This window comes from Brevibacterium yomogidense (assembly GCF_016107685.1).
GTDB lineage: Bacteria > Actinomycetota > Actinomycetes > Actinomycetales > Brevibacteriaceae > Brevibacterium > Brevibacterium yomogidense.
The window spans coordinates 289,571-306,395 of sequence record NZ_JABASY010000001.1 but is presented as its reverse complement, the minus strand read 5'-3'; the positions used below and the strand labels follow the sequence as shown (position 1 = coordinate 306,395).

Sequence of the window (16,825 nt, the reverse complement as noted above, 5' to 3'; positions counted from 1 at the left end):
TTTCAGTGGCGAGCCTGTCCGGAACTGAATGTTAGACACATCACACGGCTGGCTCGAAGATGGAAGGACACACAGGCCCCGTGGAGCCGACGAAGACTCCCGCGGAAACCGACCTGCTCATCCTGCGGACCGTGGGTGTCCGCCAGGAACCCGATCACTTTCCCCACAGCTGAGGAGGCGACCATGGTTCGCGTCGCAGTCACGCAGACCACCTGGACCGGCGACAAGGAATCCATGCTCGACAAGCACGAGCAGTTCGTCCGGGACGCCGCGGCGCAGGGGGCAGAGGCCATCTGCTTCCAGGAGCTCTTCTACGGGCCGTACTTCGGCATCACCCAGGACCGGAAGTACTACGCGTTCGCGGAAGCCGCGGACGGACCGATCGTCCAGCGGTTCTCTGCCCTCGCCAAGGAGTTGGGCATCGTCACGATCCTCCCGATGTACGAGGAGGAGATGCCCGGCGTCTACTACAACTCCGCGGTCGTCGTCGACGCGGACGGGACGAACCTCGGCACGTATCGGAAGAACCACCTTCCCCACGTCGAGAGCTTCTGGGAGAAGTTCTACTTCCGCCCCGGGAACCTGGGATGGCCGGTCTTCGACACCGCGATCGGGAGGATCGGCGTGTCGATCTGCTACGACCGGCACTTCCCGGAGGGGTGGCGGATGCTCGGCCTGGCCGGCGCCCAGATCGTCTTCAACCCGAACGCGTCCAAGCCCGGCCTGTCGAACAGGCTGTGGGAGCTGGAGCAGACGTCCGCCGCCGGGGCGAACCAGTACTTCGTCGCGGTCTCCAACCGTGTGGGACGGGAGGACAACGAATACGGCGAGCAGGCCGTCGAGTTCTACGGCTCCTCCTACTTCGCGGACCCCAAGGGCAACTACGTGGGGGAGGTCGCCTCGTCTGCGCAGGAGGAGATCCTCATCCGGGACCTCGATCTGAGCCAGGTGCGGGAGACGCGAGACGGCTTCCAGTTCTACCGCGATCGTCGCCCCGACACGTACGACGCGATCACCGCCCCCTGAACAGCCCCTGTGACGCCGTGCCGGCGAAGACGGCCGGTCGTCACGAGGGATCCCATCGAATCGAAGGAGATTCAGCAATGGATTTCGGTGTCGTCATCCAAGCCAACCCGCCCGCATCGAGAACCGTCTCGCTCGCGAAGAAGGCGGAGGAGCACAAATTCAGCCACTTCTGGACCTATGACTCCCACATCCTGTGGCAGGAGCCGTACGTCCTGTACTCCCTGATCCTCGAGCACACGAAGCGGATCACCGTCGGCCCGATGGTCACGAACCCCGCGACGAGGGACCTCACGGTGACGGCGTCGACGTATGCGACTCTCAACCACCACTTCGGCAACCGCACGATCTGTGGGATCGGCCGTGGCGACTCCTCGCTGCGCGTCATGAACAAGAAGCCGGTCACCCTGCGGGAATTCAGGGAGTCGATCGGCGTGATCCGCGAACTGGCGAACTCCCGGTCCGTCACAATCAACGACGCGGAGATCCGCCTGCCCTGGTCGGAGGATTCCGAGCTGGACGTGTGGGTCGCCGCCTACGGGCCCAAGGCGCTGGCGATCGCCGGTGAGACGGGCGACGGCTTCATCCTGCAGTGCGGCGACATCGAGATCGCGGAGTGGATGATCAAGACCGTGCGCGACGCCGCCTCAGCGGCAGGGCGCGACCCCGACGAGGTGTCGTTCTGCGTGGCCGCACCGTTCTACGTCACGGACGGCACGGAGGAGGGCTATCGGCACGCGATCGACCAGTGCCGCTGGTTCGGGGGCATGGTGGGCAACCACGTCGCGGACATCGTCACGCGGTACGGATCCGACGGAACCGTACCGAGGGCGCTCACCGATTACATCGAGGGTCGGGAAGGCTACGACTACAACGACCACGGCCGCTCCGGGAACACCCACGTCGATTTCGTCCCCGACGAGATCGTCGAGCGGTTCTGCGTGATCGGCACGGCGGAGCAGCACGCGGAGAAGCTGCGGCAGTACGAAGAGCTGGGTGTCACGCAGTTCGCGGGGTACCTGGACCACGACAACAAGGAGGAGACCCTGCGGGTGTACGGGGAGACCCTGATTCCGGCGTTCACGAAGCGGCTGCAGGCGAAGTCGTAACAACGCCCATTCCCTGACCACACGCATCAGCTCCTATCCGATGCCCCGGCGTGCGGGAACACCCCGCACGCCGTGAAGGCATCCACAGCGTCACAGAAGTGATGGACGTGCAGCCCGGCACCGACGCCGACTGCACCTGAGACGGCCCGAAGGTGTGCCGGACGAGGAGTGAGACATGTCAGCATTCGGATGGAAGCTGCACGGGGATGGGAAGAGCGTCCTCCCGGGCCGCGCGGTGGCACCCGGTGAGCGGCTGAGTTGGCCGCGGACCTTCGGGTTGGGCGCCCAGCACGTCGTGGCGATGTTCGGGGCGACGTTCGTCTTCCCGATCGTCATGGGGCTCAACCCCCAGCTCGCAGTGATGATGAGCGGTTTCGCGACGATCATCTTCCTGCTCATGGTGAACGGAAAGGTGCCCAGCTATCTGGGCACATCAGCGGCATTCGTGGGTGGCGTCGCGGCGGTGAGCGCACAAGGAGGCACCCCGCAGCAGATCACAGGTGCGATCCTCATCGCCGGCATCGTCCTCGCCCTCGTGGGTGTCTTCATCCACATCCTGGGCGCGGGCATCCTCGTCAAGGTGCTGCCGCCGGTGGTGACGGGTGCGGTCGTCCTGCTCATCGGGTTCAACCTCGCACCGGTCGTCGCAGGTGTGTACTGGCCGCAGGACCAGTGGATCGCGGTCATCGTCATGGTGGTCATCATCCTCATGTCCGTTGCTCTGCGCGGATTCCTGGGGCGGATCGCCATTCTGCTGGGCCTGGCTTTCGGCTATGCGCTGTCGTGGGTCTTCGACCGTGTGTTCGGTCAGATCACCGCGTACAACGCGGGCACGGACGTCGTGGACACCCACTTCCGGGTGGACTGGTCCGGGGTGGTGGACGCGCCGTGGATCGGCTTCCCGCCGGCCACGGATGCTGCAGCCGGAGTCGTCGGCTGGCACCTGCCGGAGTTCAACGCCGCCTTCATCATCCTCATGCTGCCTGCGGTCATCGCGCTCGTCGCGGAGAACGTGGGGCACGTGAAGGCGGTGGAGGAGATGACCGGCGATCACCTCGACCCCTACATGGGGCGCGCAGTCGCGGCCGACGGTGTGGCCACGGTCCTGGCGACCTCCATCGGTGGTTCGCCGACCACCACCTACGCGGAGAACATCGGCGTCATGGCGAACACGCGGGTCTATTCCACCGCGGCCTACTACGTCGCCGGTCTCGTGGCGATCGTGTTCGGCTTCTCACCCAAGTTCGGTGCGATCATCTCCGCGACACCGGGCGGCGTGCTCGCCGGCATCACGGTCGTGCTCTACGGCATGATCGGGCTGCTGGGCGCGAAGATCTGGAACGAGAACCGGGTGGACTTCTCGAAGCCCATCAACATCGTCCCGATCGCTGCGGGCATCATCATCGCGATCGGTGACGTGAGCCTGGTCGTGACGGAGACCTTCACGCTGTCCGGCATCGCGTTCGGCACGATCGTCGTCCTCGTGATGTACCACGTCTGCCGACTCTTCGCGCCCGCGGAGGACGTGGCCGACAGTGCGGTGGGCGGCACGACGATCTCCGTGGGCGGGACGGGGCACGACAGCCTCGAATCGCTGCGCCTGCGCGAGAATTACGGGCTGTACGGGCACCGCGTGCTCGGGCGGACGGAGTCGGGTGCCCTCATAGTCGAGGAGACCCCGCACGACGTCCCGACCGATCCGGGGGACGACGGCGGACGCACCGCGTACGACGTCCATGTCGGCCTGTCCGACGAGAGCGGCACGGACGCGCGGCGCACCGACCGCGAGTGAGCGCACAGGTCTGATCCGTCGTGCACGTGCCGCAAGCGCACGTGCACGACGGACAGCGCTGCACCCGCGCGCACGCACAGAGAGACGAAGGAGAAGGAGACGAGATGGCAGAGGCGAAGAGCGTTGCGATCCTGGGCGGTACCGGGAACCTGGGTCACGGCATGGCCGTCCGGCTGGCCGGAGCCGGGCACAGGGTGGTGATCGGCTCTCGGGATGCGGAGCGGGCCCGGGCCGCGGCGGAGCGGGTGTCGGAGCTCGTCCCGTCGGGGACACTCAGCGGCGCGGACAACGGTGATGCCGCGGACGGTGCCGACTTCGTCCTCGTCGCGGTCCCCTTCGCCAGCCAGGCCGGGACGCTCAAGTCGGTGAAGGACCGGCTGCGTGAGGGCCAGATCGTCCTCGACGCGTGCGTGCCGCTGGGCACGGCGATCGGGGGCAGGCCGACCCAGCTGACAGGGGTCTGGCACGGATCCGCTGCGCAGCAGGCCGCCGCGCTGGTCCCCGACGGCGTCCGCGTGGTCTCCGGTCTGCACACGCTCAGTGCGGACGACCTCGCGAACCCGGAGCTGACTCTGGAGCAGGACACGCTCATCTGCGGGAACAGCAAGGCGGACAAGGACGCCGTCACCGCACTCCTCAGCACGATCGAGGGATTGCGGGTGGTCGACGCGGGGCGGCTCGAGATGAGCCGGATGGTCGAAGGGATCACCCCGATCCTGATCGGCATCAACATCCGCTACAAGACGCACTCCGGCTTCCGCATCACGGGGCTCGACTGACAGGGCTGTTCCCGCCCTCCGTCACACGTTCGCGCGGTAGCGTTGGGTCGTGACCATCGAACCGTCAGATCAGAGCCCTCTGGGATCGCCACCGGTTCCCGCCCGCGCGGGAACCGAAGCAGAGGACGCGGCACGAGCCGTCGCGCTGCGCAAGATGCGCACGCTCGCGACGTCGCTGCTGGTCCTCGCGGCGCTCATCTTCCTCGTCGTGCACCTCTTCACGGACATGACGGGGGTGTGGGGCTTCGTCGCCCGCGCGTCGGAAGCGGCGATGATCGGTGCGATCGCGGACTGGTTCGCGGTGACGGCGCTGTTCCGCCACCCGCTGGGGATACCGATCCCGCACACCGCGATCATCCCGCGGAAGAAGGACACGCTGGGCGCGAGCCTCTCCCACTTCGTCGCGGTGAACTTCCTGCAGTCGTCGACGGTGTCTGCGAAGATCCGCAGCGCGGAGCTCACTCGCAGGGCCGGGGAGTGGTTGGCGTCCCCCCGCAACCAGGACATCGTCGTGCAGCGGGCGGGGCAGGGGCTCGAGTACGTGCTGGCGCGGGTGGACGATGAGGCCATCGCGGATCTCACACGCAACGTGCTGGTCCCCAAGCTTGTGTCGACGCGGAAGTCGCCGGCTCTGGGCATGCTCATCCGGGAGGTCGTGGACGAGGGCGCGCACCACCACCTCGTCGACCTGGTGGTCGGTGAGGCGCACGCGTGGCTGTCGCAGAACCCGCAGGTCATCGACGACATCGTCCAGCAGAAGTCCCCGGACTGGGCTCCCCGCTTCGTCAACGACGTCGTGTCGAACCGGCTGCGCCGCGAGGTCCTCGAGTGGACGGTGGACGTCCGGGACGACCGGTTCCACCGGGCACGGCAGGCGCTGGATGCCTGGCTCATCGAACTGTCGGCGGATCTCCGTGGCAGCACCCCTCTGTCGGCCCGTGCGGAGAAGGTCATCGACGACCTCCTCACCCAGCAGGGTGTCGTCGACGCGGTGCTGGAGATCTGGACGTCGCTCAAGCGCCTGCTGCGGGCGGCCGTCCTCGACGAGGGCGGGGCCGTCCACGCCCGTGTGCGGGCACTGCTGGCCGAGGCCGCGGACCGCATGCGCACGGACCGTGCCTTCGCGTCGGAGATGGACGATCGGATCGCGACCGTCGTGGGTGACCTCGTCGAATCGTTCGGTCCGGAGATCGCGTCGGTCATCTCCGACACGATCGCGGACTGGGACGCGAAGGAGGCCTCCGACCGCATCGAGCTGTACGTGGGCCGCGATCTCCAGTACATCCGGATCAACGGCACCGTGATCGGTGCGCTCGTGGGCATCGCGATCCACGCGCTCACGCTCGTCCTGCCCGGCGGGTGAGCGGTGACACGGCTGGGTGACGGGGACCGGGACGACGCGTCCCAGGACGATGACCGGAACGACGATGCCTTGCAGGGCGATGACCGGGAGCGCGACGACCGGGCCATGACGGCACTTCGCGCGGCCGAGGCCCTCATCGGCGCCGTCGTGCGGCCCGAGGGGCCGGATACCGACGAACTTGCGGACATCGTCCACCGGCTCGGCCTGCCCGATGACGGGGCCGGGGCTCTCACGGGAAGCCTCAGCCGTGCACGTGACGAGGTCGCCGGGCTGCGCAGGCGCAGCCGCGAACTGGTCGCGGTCGCAGAGAGTGCGCGCCGGCTGGCGAATGCGACGAGTGTCGACGAGACCCTCGACCATCTGGTGCGCGCAGCCCACGGACTGGTCGTCGCCGACCTCGCGTACCTGTCCGAGTACTACCCGGACACGGCTGAGCTCAAGGTCCGTGCGACGCGGGGCGTGACGCGGTCGGACTTCGCCGCACTCCCCGTCCCCACGGGGATCGGCCTCGCTTCTCGGATCGCGCAGACCCGCCAGCCGCAGGCCGTGGTCGACTACTTCGACGAGGACGGTCTCACCCGATCGGAGACGATGGACGCCGTGGTCCGCGACGAGGGAGTCGTCTCCCTGCTGGGGGTGCCGCTGGTGGCGAATTCGACGGTCCTGGGCGTCCTGTTCGTGGGTACCCGGTCACGGCACGAGTACTCCGCGGACGAGGTCGCCGTCCTGTCCGCGCTCGCCGACCATGCGGCGATCGCGCTCCTGCGCGCTCTGCGGTTCGGTGACCTCGAGAGGTCGGGTGATGAAGCGGTCGCGGAGGCCGCTGCGTGGGAGCAGTACTTCCGCGATCAGCGGCGGGTACTGGACGTCGTGGACGAGCTGTTCGACGCGGTACTGTCCGGTGAGGACGTCCACGAGGTGATCGCCGCGCTGGCGGAGGCTGTGGCACGAGGTCTCGTGGTCGTCGACGAGGCGGGTGAGGTGGTCGCTGCGTCCGGCTCGCAGACCTTCGACGCAGGAGCTTCGTCTTCCCTCCCGCCGCCGGCCGCCGGAGCTCGTTTCGTCCCCACCCCCGATTCCGCCGGGACCGAGGCGGTCGTCACTGTCGAGACCCGTACCGCAGGAAAGCTGCGTCTGCACGTGCTGCGCGCACCGCACGGATCGCCGCTGCTCAATCCGGAGACCGTTGTGAGGGGCGCGCAGGTCTGCGCGTTCGCGCACCTGCTCGCAACGGCGACCAGGTTGCGGGAGGACCGCCATCGTGACCGTCTGCTCTCCGCACTGCTGAGCGGGACAGGCGCATCATCCGCGGTCACGGCGAACCAGATGGCGGCCGCGGGGCTTCCCCTCGCGGAGGCACGCCATCTCATCGTGGTCCGAGGCGCGGCACCGGACCTGCGCGGGGTCGCAGCATCCTTCCACGCGCGCAGCGCATCCGGGCTGCGGGGCGTCGTCTTCGGCATGCACGCGGGGGAGCTCTGTGCGCTCACCGACGAGCAGTCGGCGCAGCCGGTCCTCGCAGTCCTCGACCGGAGGATGGCGGAGGTCGCGGACCTCACCGCGATCCACGCGACGCTGGTCGCCGAGGCGGCCTCCTCGTCCGAGGCGACCGCACCTCCTGACACGGCCCCACGCGTCGACCCCTCACTTCCTTCCGAGGGTCGGTCGGGCACGGATACTGGCACACGTCGTGAGGAGACCGTACTCGCGGACGTGCGGCGCGCACACCGTTCGGCTGCGGACCTGCTGGCGGTCGTGGAGGCCCTGGAATGGTCGGGGCACGTGGTCGAGGCGGCGGAACTCCAGCCATACGCGACGCTGTTCGGCCCGGATCGCCGTGCGCTCGACGCGTTCGTCGAAGCTGTCATCGGGCCGTTGGTCGACACGGACGATCTGCCCCTGCTGGAGGCGTACTTCCGCTCCGGCCGGAATCTGCGGGCCACGGCGGAGGCGACGAGCTTCCATGTCAACACGGTCTCGCAGCGGCTGCGGCGAGTGGACGGGCTGCTGGGCCCGTCGTGGCGCAGCCCCGACCGCGCCTTCCTCACGGAGGCCGCGGTGCGGCTCGTCTGTCTGGACCGCAGACTCCGGGCTCCCCGCGGATGAGCCTCATACGGGATGCGGTGAGATAGAGACCTCAGAGTCTCGACCGTTCGTCATTCCGCGGCGCGAGGGCTCGGTCGAGGACCTCTTTCGTCAAGAAGTTCGATTCCAGTGCGTAGAGAGGGCTTGTGTTCTCACCTAGAGAATGGAGAGGTGTGAGCCACCATGCCAACGTGCCCCAGCGCGAACCGTCGGTGCCCTGCTTCCCCTCCTGAAGACGGCGATTGGCGAGGACGACGATCTCTTTGGCGTCGCCTGTCGAAGGGTCGAACTGGAAGGCAGGGTAACGGTGGGCGCTCGCACCAGGTACCGACAAGAGAGCTCCCTTCTTGCGATAGTAGTTGAGCAGGGATCTACGACCTCCCTCAGTTTCCTTCTTCCGCAGCTGGTTCGCGGCGTCCTTCGTGTACAGCAAATCGACTTGTCGGAGCAGTCGAGCCTGGGTCCGCATCTCTGAGGACATTCCGTAGTCTTTGCTCCAGATCGCTTCATCGCGCCAGTTCGCGGGAAATCCCATAGCCGACATCCTCCTGGGATGATCGGCCGCGAATTTCAACACGAGTTCCAACAGCTCGTCTCGCATCTGGTTCGAGTAGTCGATTCGAGCCAGTAGATACGCCACGAGAGTGATGGTCCCGTAGACACGACGTACACCCAGCGATATATCGCGCGTACCGTCCTCGTGCACGTGAGGTGACAGGAGATGCTGAAGTTCCGGCGATGAATGAGGTACTGCAAGCGGTGCGGAATGGTTGCGATTCCACAGCCTGGCATGGTGCGCACAGATGTTCCGGCTCTGTCGCAGATGCTCTATCCAGTTGGCGAATGTCGAGACATCTCCGTTGCCATCCTCCCGGAGCACGTCGAACTCAACCGCGATCTGCTCTCGGTCCTGAGGCGTCATATTCGTGTACAGCCGGTTGAGCGACTCGAATGTCATCGTCTCTGTCGCGGTCCAGATCGGAAGTGGCTTGCCGTAGTTGTTGTGGATATGCGCGACGAACGCTTCGTTCGAGATCTCTTCTACTCGTTGCTGCTTCGCCAGCCACTCACTGTGTGCGCTGACTTGCCAAGAACACCCAGACGCATCGGGGCGACTGCAGGCTCTCTCCTCCCGTTTGCTCCATGACGGATCAAGCAGTTCCGCGTCCGTATGAGCAAATGGTCCTCGTCGACCCAGTCGATGCCCCACCCAGAAGCGCAAAGCGATTTCGATCCGCGCGATTGCGGTGAGCATCATGGCGCGGAGACGCTCGTCGAAGCAATAGATGTCGACGACCTCATCGAGCGTCGTCCCGTCGGAGAACGTCGAAGGCCTGGGTTGGGAGGGGCTGTCGGATCGCTCTCGGAAGGGATACCAGTACCCGGATAGGCGGTAGTACCCGATCGCTTGAAGTCTTCTGAGCGCCCATTCGGCATCACGCACATACATGCCGCGTTCGACGAGGCGTTCGAGTTGCTCTTCGAGCGAAAGGAACCGCTTGGCGTACGTGCTGGACATGTCCGTAGCCTATAAAGAAAACTGGCCGCCTCCCCTTGCCGGGGATGACGAGCCAGTCGTGATGTCACAACTGTAGCTGTTCGCTGTGTGGCGTGTCCATTCCAGGAAGGTCTTCACAAGGACACGGAGCAGCTTCGCGGGATCGGAGTACTTCACAGTGCGATAACCACGTTTACGTCTCACGTTCATGTGTGGGATCCACATATCCCGGGTGGCCCCCGGCCCCTAGTCTGGCGACATCAGCAGGCGTGCCGTGCGGACACCCACCCCGATCCGCCGGTCGCCTGCGAACGAGGATGTTCGCCGACTCATCGAATGAGGTGCACTGTGACCCAGTCACGCTGGTCCGGAACGAAGGATCTGACCCCCGCGCAGCGCCGGGAGGGACTCGTCGAGCGGACGGGCCTCGACGCCGCTGACCTGCAGGCGCTCGAACCCACGGACGGCCTGACCGTCGACGCTGCGGACGTGCTCATCGAGAACGTCATCGGCGTCCTGGGTGTGCCCGTGGGACTCGCGACGAACTTCATCGTCGACGGCGAGGGCGTGTTCGTGCCGATGGCCACCGAGGAACCCTCCGTCGTCGCCGCGGCGAGCAACGCGGCCCGCTGGGCCCACGCCTCGGGCGGCTTCCACACCTCCTCCACGGGGCCCATCATGCAGGCGCAGGTCCAGATCGTGGATGTCGAGGATCCGCAGGCTGCGAAGTCCCGCATCCTCGAACGCCGGGACGAGCTCATCGCCTCCGCGAACGAGGTCGACCCCCTCCTCGTGAAGCTGGGCGGCGGCTGCGTCGACATCCTGCCTCGCCTGGTCGACACGGCCGACGGCATCCACGTGGTCGTCCACCTCGTCGTCGACGTCCGCGACGCGATGGGCGCGAACGCCGTCAACTCGATGGCCGAGCGGACGTCGGAGCTCATCTCGGACATCGCCGGCGGCACAGCGCGCCTGCGGATCCTCACGAACCTCGCCGACCGCCGCCTCGTCCGCGCCCGAGCCGTCTTCACCGCGGAATCGCTGGGCGGGCCAGAGGTCGCCGACCGCATGATCGAGGGCGCCGCCTTCGCGGAGGCTGACGCGTACCGCGCGGCCACCCACAACAAGGGCATCATGAACGGCATCAGCGCCGTCGTGCTCGCCACCGGCAACGACACCCGCGCCGTGGAGGCCGGCTGCCACGCCTACGCCTCCGCCACCGGCCGCTACACCGCGCTCAGCCACTTCGAGAAGAACGCGGACGGCGACCTCGAGGCCACGCTCGAAGTGCCGATGCCCGTGGGACTGGTGGGCGGCGCGACCCGATCGCACCCGGTCGCGCAGTCGAACGTCAAGATCATCGGCGCGGAATCCGCGGACCGGCTCGCCCGCGTCATCACGGCCGTGGGCCTCGCCCAGAACGCCGCCGCCGTCCGCGCGCTCGCCACCGAAGGCATCCAGCGCGGCCACATGACCCTCCACGCCCGCACGGTCGCCGTCGCCGCAGGTGCCCAGGCTGACGAGGTGAGCGAGGTCGCGGCCCGGCTGGTGGCCTCAGGAACGGTCCGCAGCGACAAGGCGGAGGAGATCCTCGCGATCCTCCGCTCCGAGCAGGGCTGAGCGACATGCCCGACGACCGATACGTCCTCACCGGACCGCTCGACGCGGGCACCTCCCGGCCCGCGGACTCCGCGGACCGCTGGGTCACCGTCCACGAGGTGGGCCCCCGCGACGGCCTCCAGGCGGAGCCCCAGGCCCTGCCCGCCCTCCTCAAGATCGACCTCGCCTCTGCCCTGCTGGACGCGGGCGTCACCTCCCTCGAGGTCGCCTCCTTCGTGCACCCGGACCGGGTGCCGCAGATGGCCGACGCCGAGGCCGTGGCCGGGGCCTTCCCCGCCCGCGACGGACTGCGCCTGCTGAGCCTCGTCCCCAACCTGCGGGGCCTGGACCGCGCGCTGGAGGCCGGTGTGCGGGACATCGGCGTGTTCGCCTCCGCGACGGAATCCTTCGCCCGCGCCAACATGGGGACCACCCTGCAGGGATCGATCGACCTCGCGGTCGAGACAGCGCAGGCCGCAGTGGAGCAGGGCGTGAGGGCGCGCGGCTACCTGTCGATGTGCTTCGGCGACCCGTGGGAGGGCCCCGTCGACCCCGCCGCCGTCATCGACGCCTCCCTGCGGCTCCTCGAAGCAGGGTGCGGGCAGGTGGTCGTGTCCGACACGATCGGCGTCGCCCACGCAGGCCAGACCGAGGCCCTGCTCACAGACATGGACCGTGCGGGTATCGGTGCGGATAGGATCGCACTGCACTTCCACGACACGTACGGTCAGGCACTCGCCAACGTCCGGACGGCTCTGGACGCGGGCGTCCGCGAATTCGACGCCTCGGCGAGCGGACTGGGACGCTGTCCCTTCGCCCCCGGGGCGACCGGCAACCTCGCGACCGAGGACCTGCTGTGGATGCTCCACGGCATGGGCTACGAGACGGGCATCGACCTCACGAAGCTCATGGGGGCCTCGGACGCGGTGGACCAGGCGATCGGACGGACGTCCGCATCGTCGGTGAAGCGCGCACTGACCCGGCAGACCGGCGGGAACTGACCCGGCGGCCTGCCCGTGGCGAGATCACCCTGCGCAAGGGGTGAGACACGCTCGTGACCCTGCGGGGTCTGACAGACACTGGACCCCGTCCGCGGGGTCCGACGTGCACTGGGCCCCGCCGGGGCCCGGCACGCATTTTCGATGAGAGGGGACGCAATGTCGCGCGCACCAGAAGGGGACGCAGCGAAGACTGCGGAGCAGCAGGGCGAGTACCTGCACGTATGGGGTGACACCGTCCGCGGGAAACGCCTCCTGGTCGGGGTCGTCGTGGGTGTGGCCTGCGGGCTGCTGGGACTGTACGGCGGCCGCTGGGTCGTCGACCTCCTGGGCGTCGAAGAGCACCTCGTCGACGTGTGGTCCCTCATCACCGGCATCCTGGGCTGCCTGCTCGCCGGAGTCATCACCGCGAAGTTCACATCCCCTGCCCGCATCATCAGCGAGGACGCGGACGAATCCGGTGAGCTCGCCCAGGCGATCGACGACCTGGGTGAGGGCCCGCGCGGACTCGGCACCCTCGAGGACGCCACGAACCTGTCCCGCCGGGAACTGGAGGCCGCAGGCCTCACGGACGCCTTCCGCGACGCCGAATCCCGCGCCGCCCAGCACGGCCGAGCAGGAGGAGACCACTGATGGAACTGCTCCTCCAGGATCTGCCGATCGCGGTCCTCATGGGCCTCATCGGCGCGATCGTCTTCACGCTCATCGGCGTCGTGTCCGGCACGGACGAGACAGCGACGATCGCCCCCCTCACGCTCGTCGTCATCCTCATCGGGGTGCCGCCGGCGGGCGTCTTCACGTTCTTCATGGCCGCGGCGATCTCCAAGCACATGACGCACGCGGTGCCGACCATGCTGCTGGGCATACCCGGCGACACCTTGGCCGTCCCCATCCTCGAGGACGCCGCGAAGATGAGAGCGCTGGGGCTTCCCCACCTGGCGCTGCGCAAGGCGATCTCCGGTGCCGTCATCTCCGCGTTCATCGCGATCCCGTGCGCGGTGCTCTTCGCGTGGATCCTGTCGCCGTTCGGTGACCTCATCACCTCGTTCGCACCCTGGATCTTCCTCATCGCCGCCGCCGGCATCGCCTATTCGTCGCCGGCGAAACTGGGCGGCGTCGTCGCGCTCGTGCCCTTCGTCGCATTCATCCTGGGCCTCCAGGCGTGGACCGGCAGCTTCGAGGTCTCCCTGTCGATCAGCTACTTCCTGGGCGTCGCGATCGGCCCCATGATCTACGACCTCGTCACCGTGCTCGTGCCGCAGAACCGCAAGGAGATGCGCCGCAAGGGGCCCTCCCACGTGTTCCTCGCACCGGACGTCCGCCCCGCGGCGGGAGGCTCCCGGAGTGCTGCGGCTGCCGGCGGTTCGGCGGGTATCGGGTCAGCTGGCGGCGCGTCTGCCGGTGGCGCGAAGCAGGCGGGACGCACCTTCCCCAACCCGTTCAAGGTGCTCGATAAGACGCAGGTGACGGCGACCGCCGCGACCTCCGTCGTCTCCAGCGCGACCTTCGTCTTCTCACCCGTCGCCGTCACGGTGCTCATGGGTGAGATCGTCGGTGCCCGCATCAAGCAGGGCTACCAGCGGGTCACCAGCGTCATCACCGCGAAGAACGGCACGACGGAGTCGACGTACATCGCAGAGACCCTCATCCCGCTCATCGCGTTCGGCCTGCCGCTCAGCCCGGTTGCCGCGGGACCTGCGGCTCCGCTGTTCAACGCGCCGCCGGTGTTCGAGACCAACCCGGATGCCGGGATCGTCAACAACATCTCGAACCATCTCACGACGTTCGACTTCTTCATCTTCGCCCTCCTGGGTGCGGTGTGCGCGACGGCGATCGCCTACCCGTTCGCCATGCGGTACGCGCACGCGGCGGCGAAGTTCGTCGTCACGAAGGTGAGCCACGAAGCGATCATCGCCGCGTTCGTGGGACTCGTCGTGGTCGTGAGCCTGTGGGAGGGCGGCCTGCTGGGACTCATGGTCGTCACCGCCGTGGGACTGGTGGGCGGCATGCTCATCCGCACGGTGAAGGTGCACGCGGGAGTCCTCTTCATGGGCTACTACGTCGCCGTCCTGTCCGTCCCCGGCATCCTCGCCGCGTTCGGAGGATGACCCCCTGACCACGTGAGCGGATCACCGCGTCACCTGAGGATTTCCCCACCCGGTCCGGAGGCCGTCACCCGTGCGGTGACGGCCTCCGCCGTCGGAGGATGGGGTCATGACCGACGCCTCTCACCTCCCCGCAGACCTTCCTCCGACCCCCACGGCACCGCCGCCCGCAGGCGGACATGACCCGGCCTCGGGGATGCCCGCGCTCGCCGCTCGCGGCCTCGTCAAGGAGTACGGGCCCACCCGCGCGCTCGCCGGGGTCGACCTCGCGGTGCCCCGCGGGCAGTCGCTCGCGATCATGGGCCCGTCCGGGTCCGGCAAGACGACTCTGCTGCACGTGCTCGCCGGCATGATCCTGCCCGACGCGGGGACAGTCTCCCTGCAGCCGGGCACCACCGCCGAGGCCGTCGTCACCTCCCTGAGCCCGGACCAGCGCACGCGCCTGCGCCGGGAGCGGTTCGGCTTCGTCTTCCAGCAGGGCCTCCTGCTGCCGGAGCTCAGCGCGGAGGAGAACGTCGCCGTCGCCGCGATGCTCGCAGGAGCCAATCGGGCGCAGGCGACCGGCAGGGCGCGGGAATGGCTGGCGAGCCTGGGACTCGCGGAGCACGCCCACAAGCGGATCGGCCAGCTGTCCGGCGGCCAGGCGCAGCGCGTCGCCGTGGCACGCGCCCAGATCACCGAACCCGAGGTCGTCTTCGCCGACGAACCCACCGGCGCCCTCGACTCCCGCACCTCCGCAGAGGTCCTGCGGATCCTCCTCGATACGACCGTGGGACGCGGCCGCACCCTCGTCATGGTCACCCACGACGAGAACGTGGCCGCCACCTGTGCGCGCACGGTCCGCCTGTCCGATGGCCTGATCGTGGCCGACACCGCAGGTGGGAGCACGCGCGGTGTCGCGCCGGGTGCCACCGTCGGCGGTTCCACACCGGGAACAGCTGCACCGGGCGCCGCTGCAGGGGGTGCCCGATGAGGGAGGCACTCCGTCTGCTGCCCCTGTTCATCCGTGCCCGCACCGTGCTGTCCGCGCAGGGCATCCTCATGGCCGTCGCCTTCGCCGCGTGCTCCGCGCTGTTCCTCACGGTGGCCGGAGGCCTGTGGGCGTTCCTCCAATGGGACACGGCCGCCGACGAATCGGGGATCCTCGCGACCTACAAGGTGCTCGCCGGGATCGCGACCGCACTGCTCCTCGTCCCGGCGATGACGCTGGGACAGGCCGCCGCCAACCTCGCCGCCCGCAGCGAGACCGACCGCCTGTCCGGGCTGTCCCTCCTGGGGGCCTCACCGCGGACGATCACGGTGCTCGCGGTCTCACGTCCCGTGACCGTCGCGGTCGTCGGTGCGCTTGCAGGCGTCGTGGGCTACTTCGTGCTCCTGCTGCCCGTCAGCATGATCCCGTTCCAGGGGGAAGGGCTCGGCTACACGCAGATGATCCTCCCGTGGTGGGCACTGCTCGCGGCGGTGGGCGTGCTCGTGGTGGTGAGTGCGGCCTCGGCGGTGGTGGGCCTGCGACGGCTGGTCGTGTCGCCGCTGGGAGTCCGCACACGGTCGCTCGAGCGCAGGTTCCCGTGGGTGCGGCTGATCGCAGGCGTCGTGGGGCTGGGTGTCGCGTACGCGCTGGTGAACCTGCTGCAGTCGTCGCAGGGGCTCGCGATGGTCGTCGTCTGCCTGCTGCTCGCCCTCGTCACCGCACTCGTCGTCGTCGACCTGCTGGGCGTGCTGTTCGTCAGGCTCGTCGCGCACTGGGGCGGGCAGCGGGCGAGGACCGCGGACAGGCTCATCGCCGCACGGCTGGTGTCGGACGCCCCCAAGCAGTACTGGCGGCAGGTGTCCGGGCTGGCGATGACGTCGTTCATCGCGGTCGTGACCGGCACAGGTGTGTCGATGCTCGTGCGGATCGACGACATGGACGGGATGAGCGGGCCGGAGACGTTCCTGGCCGGCGACATGCGGACGGGCATCCTGCTCACTCTGGGCATCGCGCTGCTGTTCATCACCGTGTCCGCCGTCGTGAACCAGACGGCGCAGGTGCACGACCGCGCGGACACGTATCGCGAGCTGCACGCGGCGGGCATGGACGAATCCACGGTGGCTGCGATGACCGTGCGGGCCACCATGATGCCGGTCGTGTGGGTGTCCGCCCTGTCCGCGGGCCTGGGGCTGCTGCTCGTCCTCCCGCTGGCAGGGTTCGCACTGGTCATGTCACCGGTGACTTTCCTCGTCATGCTGTCGACGGTCGGCATCGGAATGCTGGTGCTGCGTGGCGGCCTCCAGCTCACCCGCCCCACCGTGCGGAGGGTGACATTGGCCGAACCCGCGTGAGGGTCAGGTCTTCACGCGCCGGACATCGGTCCGATCCGAAGAAGCGCGAGCATGGCACTTCGAAGGCTCACCGCTGTTCCTTCCTGTGAACGTGCACGAGTGCCCGGATCAGCGACCCGGGCCCTCTCAGGCAACCGCTGGATTCGCCCGTC

The 16,825-nt window shown here is 68.1% G+C and carries 13 protein-coding genes; 12 read left to right on the top strand and 1 reads right to left on the bottom strand.

Translation table 11 applies throughout. The annotated features are described in order from the left end of the window. The first annotated feature begins 183 nt into the window (after positions 1 to 183). The 6 genes from JFC09_RS01305 (at position 184) to JFC09_RS01280 (ending at position 8,172) form a co-directional block, all read left to right on the top strand. A complete protein-coding gene (locus tag JFC09_RS01305; RefSeq protein WP_198392177.1) occupies positions 184 to 1,026 on the top strand; it encodes a nitrilase-related carbon-nitrogen hydrolase in 843 nt (280 codons plus the stop codon). Between the two features lie 77 nt (positions 1,027 to 1,103). After that, complete coding sequence (locus JFC09_RS01300; RefSeq protein ID WP_198392176.1) at positions 1,104 to 2,132, top strand: TIGR03842 family LLM class F420-dependent oxidoreductase; 1,029 nt, start codon at positions 1,104 to 1,106, stop codon at positions 2,130 to 2,132. Between the two features lie 175 nt (positions 2,133 to 2,307). Further along, positions 2,308 to 3,924 (top strand): uracil-xanthine permease family protein, encoded by a 1,617-nt coding sequence (locus JFC09_RS01295; RefSeq protein WP_198392175.1) that lies wholly within the window; start codon positions 2,308 to 2,310, stop codon positions 3,922 to 3,924. 104 nt (positions 3,925 to 4,028) lie between these two features. Next, on the top strand, positions 4,029 to 4,703 hold the full coding sequence (gene npdG, locus JFC09_RS01290; protein WP_198392174.1) for an NADPH-dependent F420 reductase: 675 nt from the start codon (positions 4,029 to 4,031) through the stop codon (positions 4,701 to 4,703). A gap of 49 nt (positions 4,704 to 4,752) precedes the next feature. Then, positions 4,753 to 6,066 (top strand): DUF445 domain-containing protein, encoded by a 1,314-nt coding sequence (locus tag JFC09_RS01285; protein WP_332839602.1) that lies wholly within the window; start codon positions 4,753 to 4,755, stop codon positions 6,064 to 6,066. A gap of 3 nt (positions 6,067 to 6,069) precedes the next feature. Next, on the top strand, positions 6,070 to 8,172 hold the full coding sequence (locus JFC09_RS01280; protein ID WP_198392173.1) for a helix-turn-helix domain-containing protein: 2,103 nt from the start codon (positions 6,070 to 6,072) through the stop codon (positions 8,170 to 8,172). A 31-nt stretch (positions 8,173 to 8,203) separates the two neighbouring features. Here the strand turns inward: JFC09_RS01280 and JFC09_RS01275 are convergent, their stop codons facing one another. Next, positions 8,204 to 9,670: an Abi family protein gene (locus JFC09_RS01275; protein ID WP_198392172.1), complete on the bottom strand. Its 1,467-nt coding sequence runs from the start codon at positions 9,668 to 9,670 to the stop codon at positions 8,204 to 8,206. Between the two features lie 327 nt (positions 9,671 to 9,997). Between JFC09_RS01275 and JFC09_RS01270 the strand changes: the two genes are divergently transcribed. The 6 genes from JFC09_RS01270 (at position 9,998) to JFC09_RS01245 (ending at position 16,673) form a co-directional block, all read left to right on the top strand. After that, positions 9,998 to 11,269: a hydroxymethylglutaryl-CoA reductase, degradative gene (locus JFC09_RS01270; protein ID WP_198392171.1), complete on the top strand. Its 1,272-nt coding sequence runs from the start codon at positions 9,998 to 10,000 to the stop codon at positions 11,267 to 11,269. Positions 11,270 to 11,274: 5 nt separating this feature from the next. Continuing rightward, a complete protein-coding gene (locus JFC09_RS01265; protein ID WP_198392170.1) occupies positions 11,275 to 12,249 on the top strand; it encodes a hydroxymethylglutaryl-CoA lyase in 975 nt (324 codons plus the stop codon). Between the two features lie 156 nt (positions 12,250 to 12,405). Next, entirely contained in the window at positions 12,406 to 12,879 is a 474-nt protein-coding gene (locus JFC09_RS01260; protein WP_198392169.1) for a hypothetical protein, read from the top strand. Continuing rightward, positions 12,879 to 14,354, top strand: coding sequence for a tripartite tricarboxylate transporter permease (locus tag JFC09_RS01255; RefSeq protein WP_198392168.1), 1,476 nt, complete (start codon positions 12,879 to 12,881; stop codon positions 14,352 to 14,354). The genes JFC09_RS01260 and JFC09_RS01255 overlap by 1 nt, the downstream gene beginning before the upstream one ends. Positions 14,355 to 14,547: 193 nt before the next feature. Next, positions 14,548 to 15,324: an ABC transporter ATP-binding protein gene (locus tag JFC09_RS01250; RefSeq protein WP_198392748.1), complete on the top strand. Its 777-nt coding sequence runs from the start codon at positions 14,548 to 14,550 to the stop codon at positions 15,322 to 15,324. Further along, complete coding sequence (locus JFC09_RS01245; protein WP_198392167.1) at positions 15,321 to 16,673, top strand: ABC transporter permease; 1,353 nt, start codon at positions 15,321 to 15,323, stop codon at positions 16,671 to 16,673. The genes JFC09_RS01250 and JFC09_RS01245 overlap by 4 nt, the downstream gene beginning before the upstream one ends. The last annotated feature ends 152 nt before the right edge of the window (positions 16,674 to 16,825 follow it).

Bases quoted from the DNA above. Each gene is read 5' to 3' on its own strand.
- JFC09_RS01255 (WP_198392168.1), top strand. From the start codon at position 12,879: ATGGAACTGCTCCTCCAGGATCTGCCGATCGCGGTCCTCATGGGCCTC.
- JFC09_RS01260 (WP_198392169.1), top strand. From the start codon at position 12,406: ATGTCGCGCGCACCAGAAGGGGACGCAGCGAAGACTGCGGAGCAGCAG.
- npdG (WP_198392174.1), top strand. From the start codon at position 4,029: ATGGCAGAGGCGAAGAGCGTTGCGATCCTGGGCGGTACCGGGAACCTG.
- JFC09_RS01250 (WP_198392748.1), top strand. From the start codon at position 14,548: ATGCCCGCGCTCGCCGCTCGCGGCCTCGTCAAGGAGTACGGGCCCACC.
- JFC09_RS01275 (WP_198392172.1), bottom strand. From the start codon at position 9,670: ATGTCCAGCACGTACGCCAAGCGGTTCCTTTCGCTCGAAGAGCAACTC.
- JFC09_RS01300 (WP_198392176.1), top strand. From the start codon at position 1,104: ATGGATTTCGGTGTCGTCATCCAAGCCAACCCGCCCGCATCGAGAACC.
- JFC09_RS01245 (WP_198392167.1), top strand. From the start codon at position 15,321: ATGAGGGAGGCACTCCGTCTGCTGCCCCTGTTCATCCGTGCCCGCACC.
- JFC09_RS01295 (WP_198392175.1), top strand. From the start codon at position 2,308: ATGTCAGCATTCGGATGGAAGCTGCACGGGGATGGGAAGAGCGTCCTC.
- JFC09_RS01305 (WP_198392177.1), top strand. From the start codon at position 184: ATGGTTCGCGTCGCAGTCACGCAGACCACCTGGACCGGCGACAAGGAA.
- JFC09_RS01265 (WP_198392170.1), top strand. From the start codon at position 11,275: ATGCCCGACGACCGATACGTCCTCACCGGACCGCTCGACGCGGGCACC.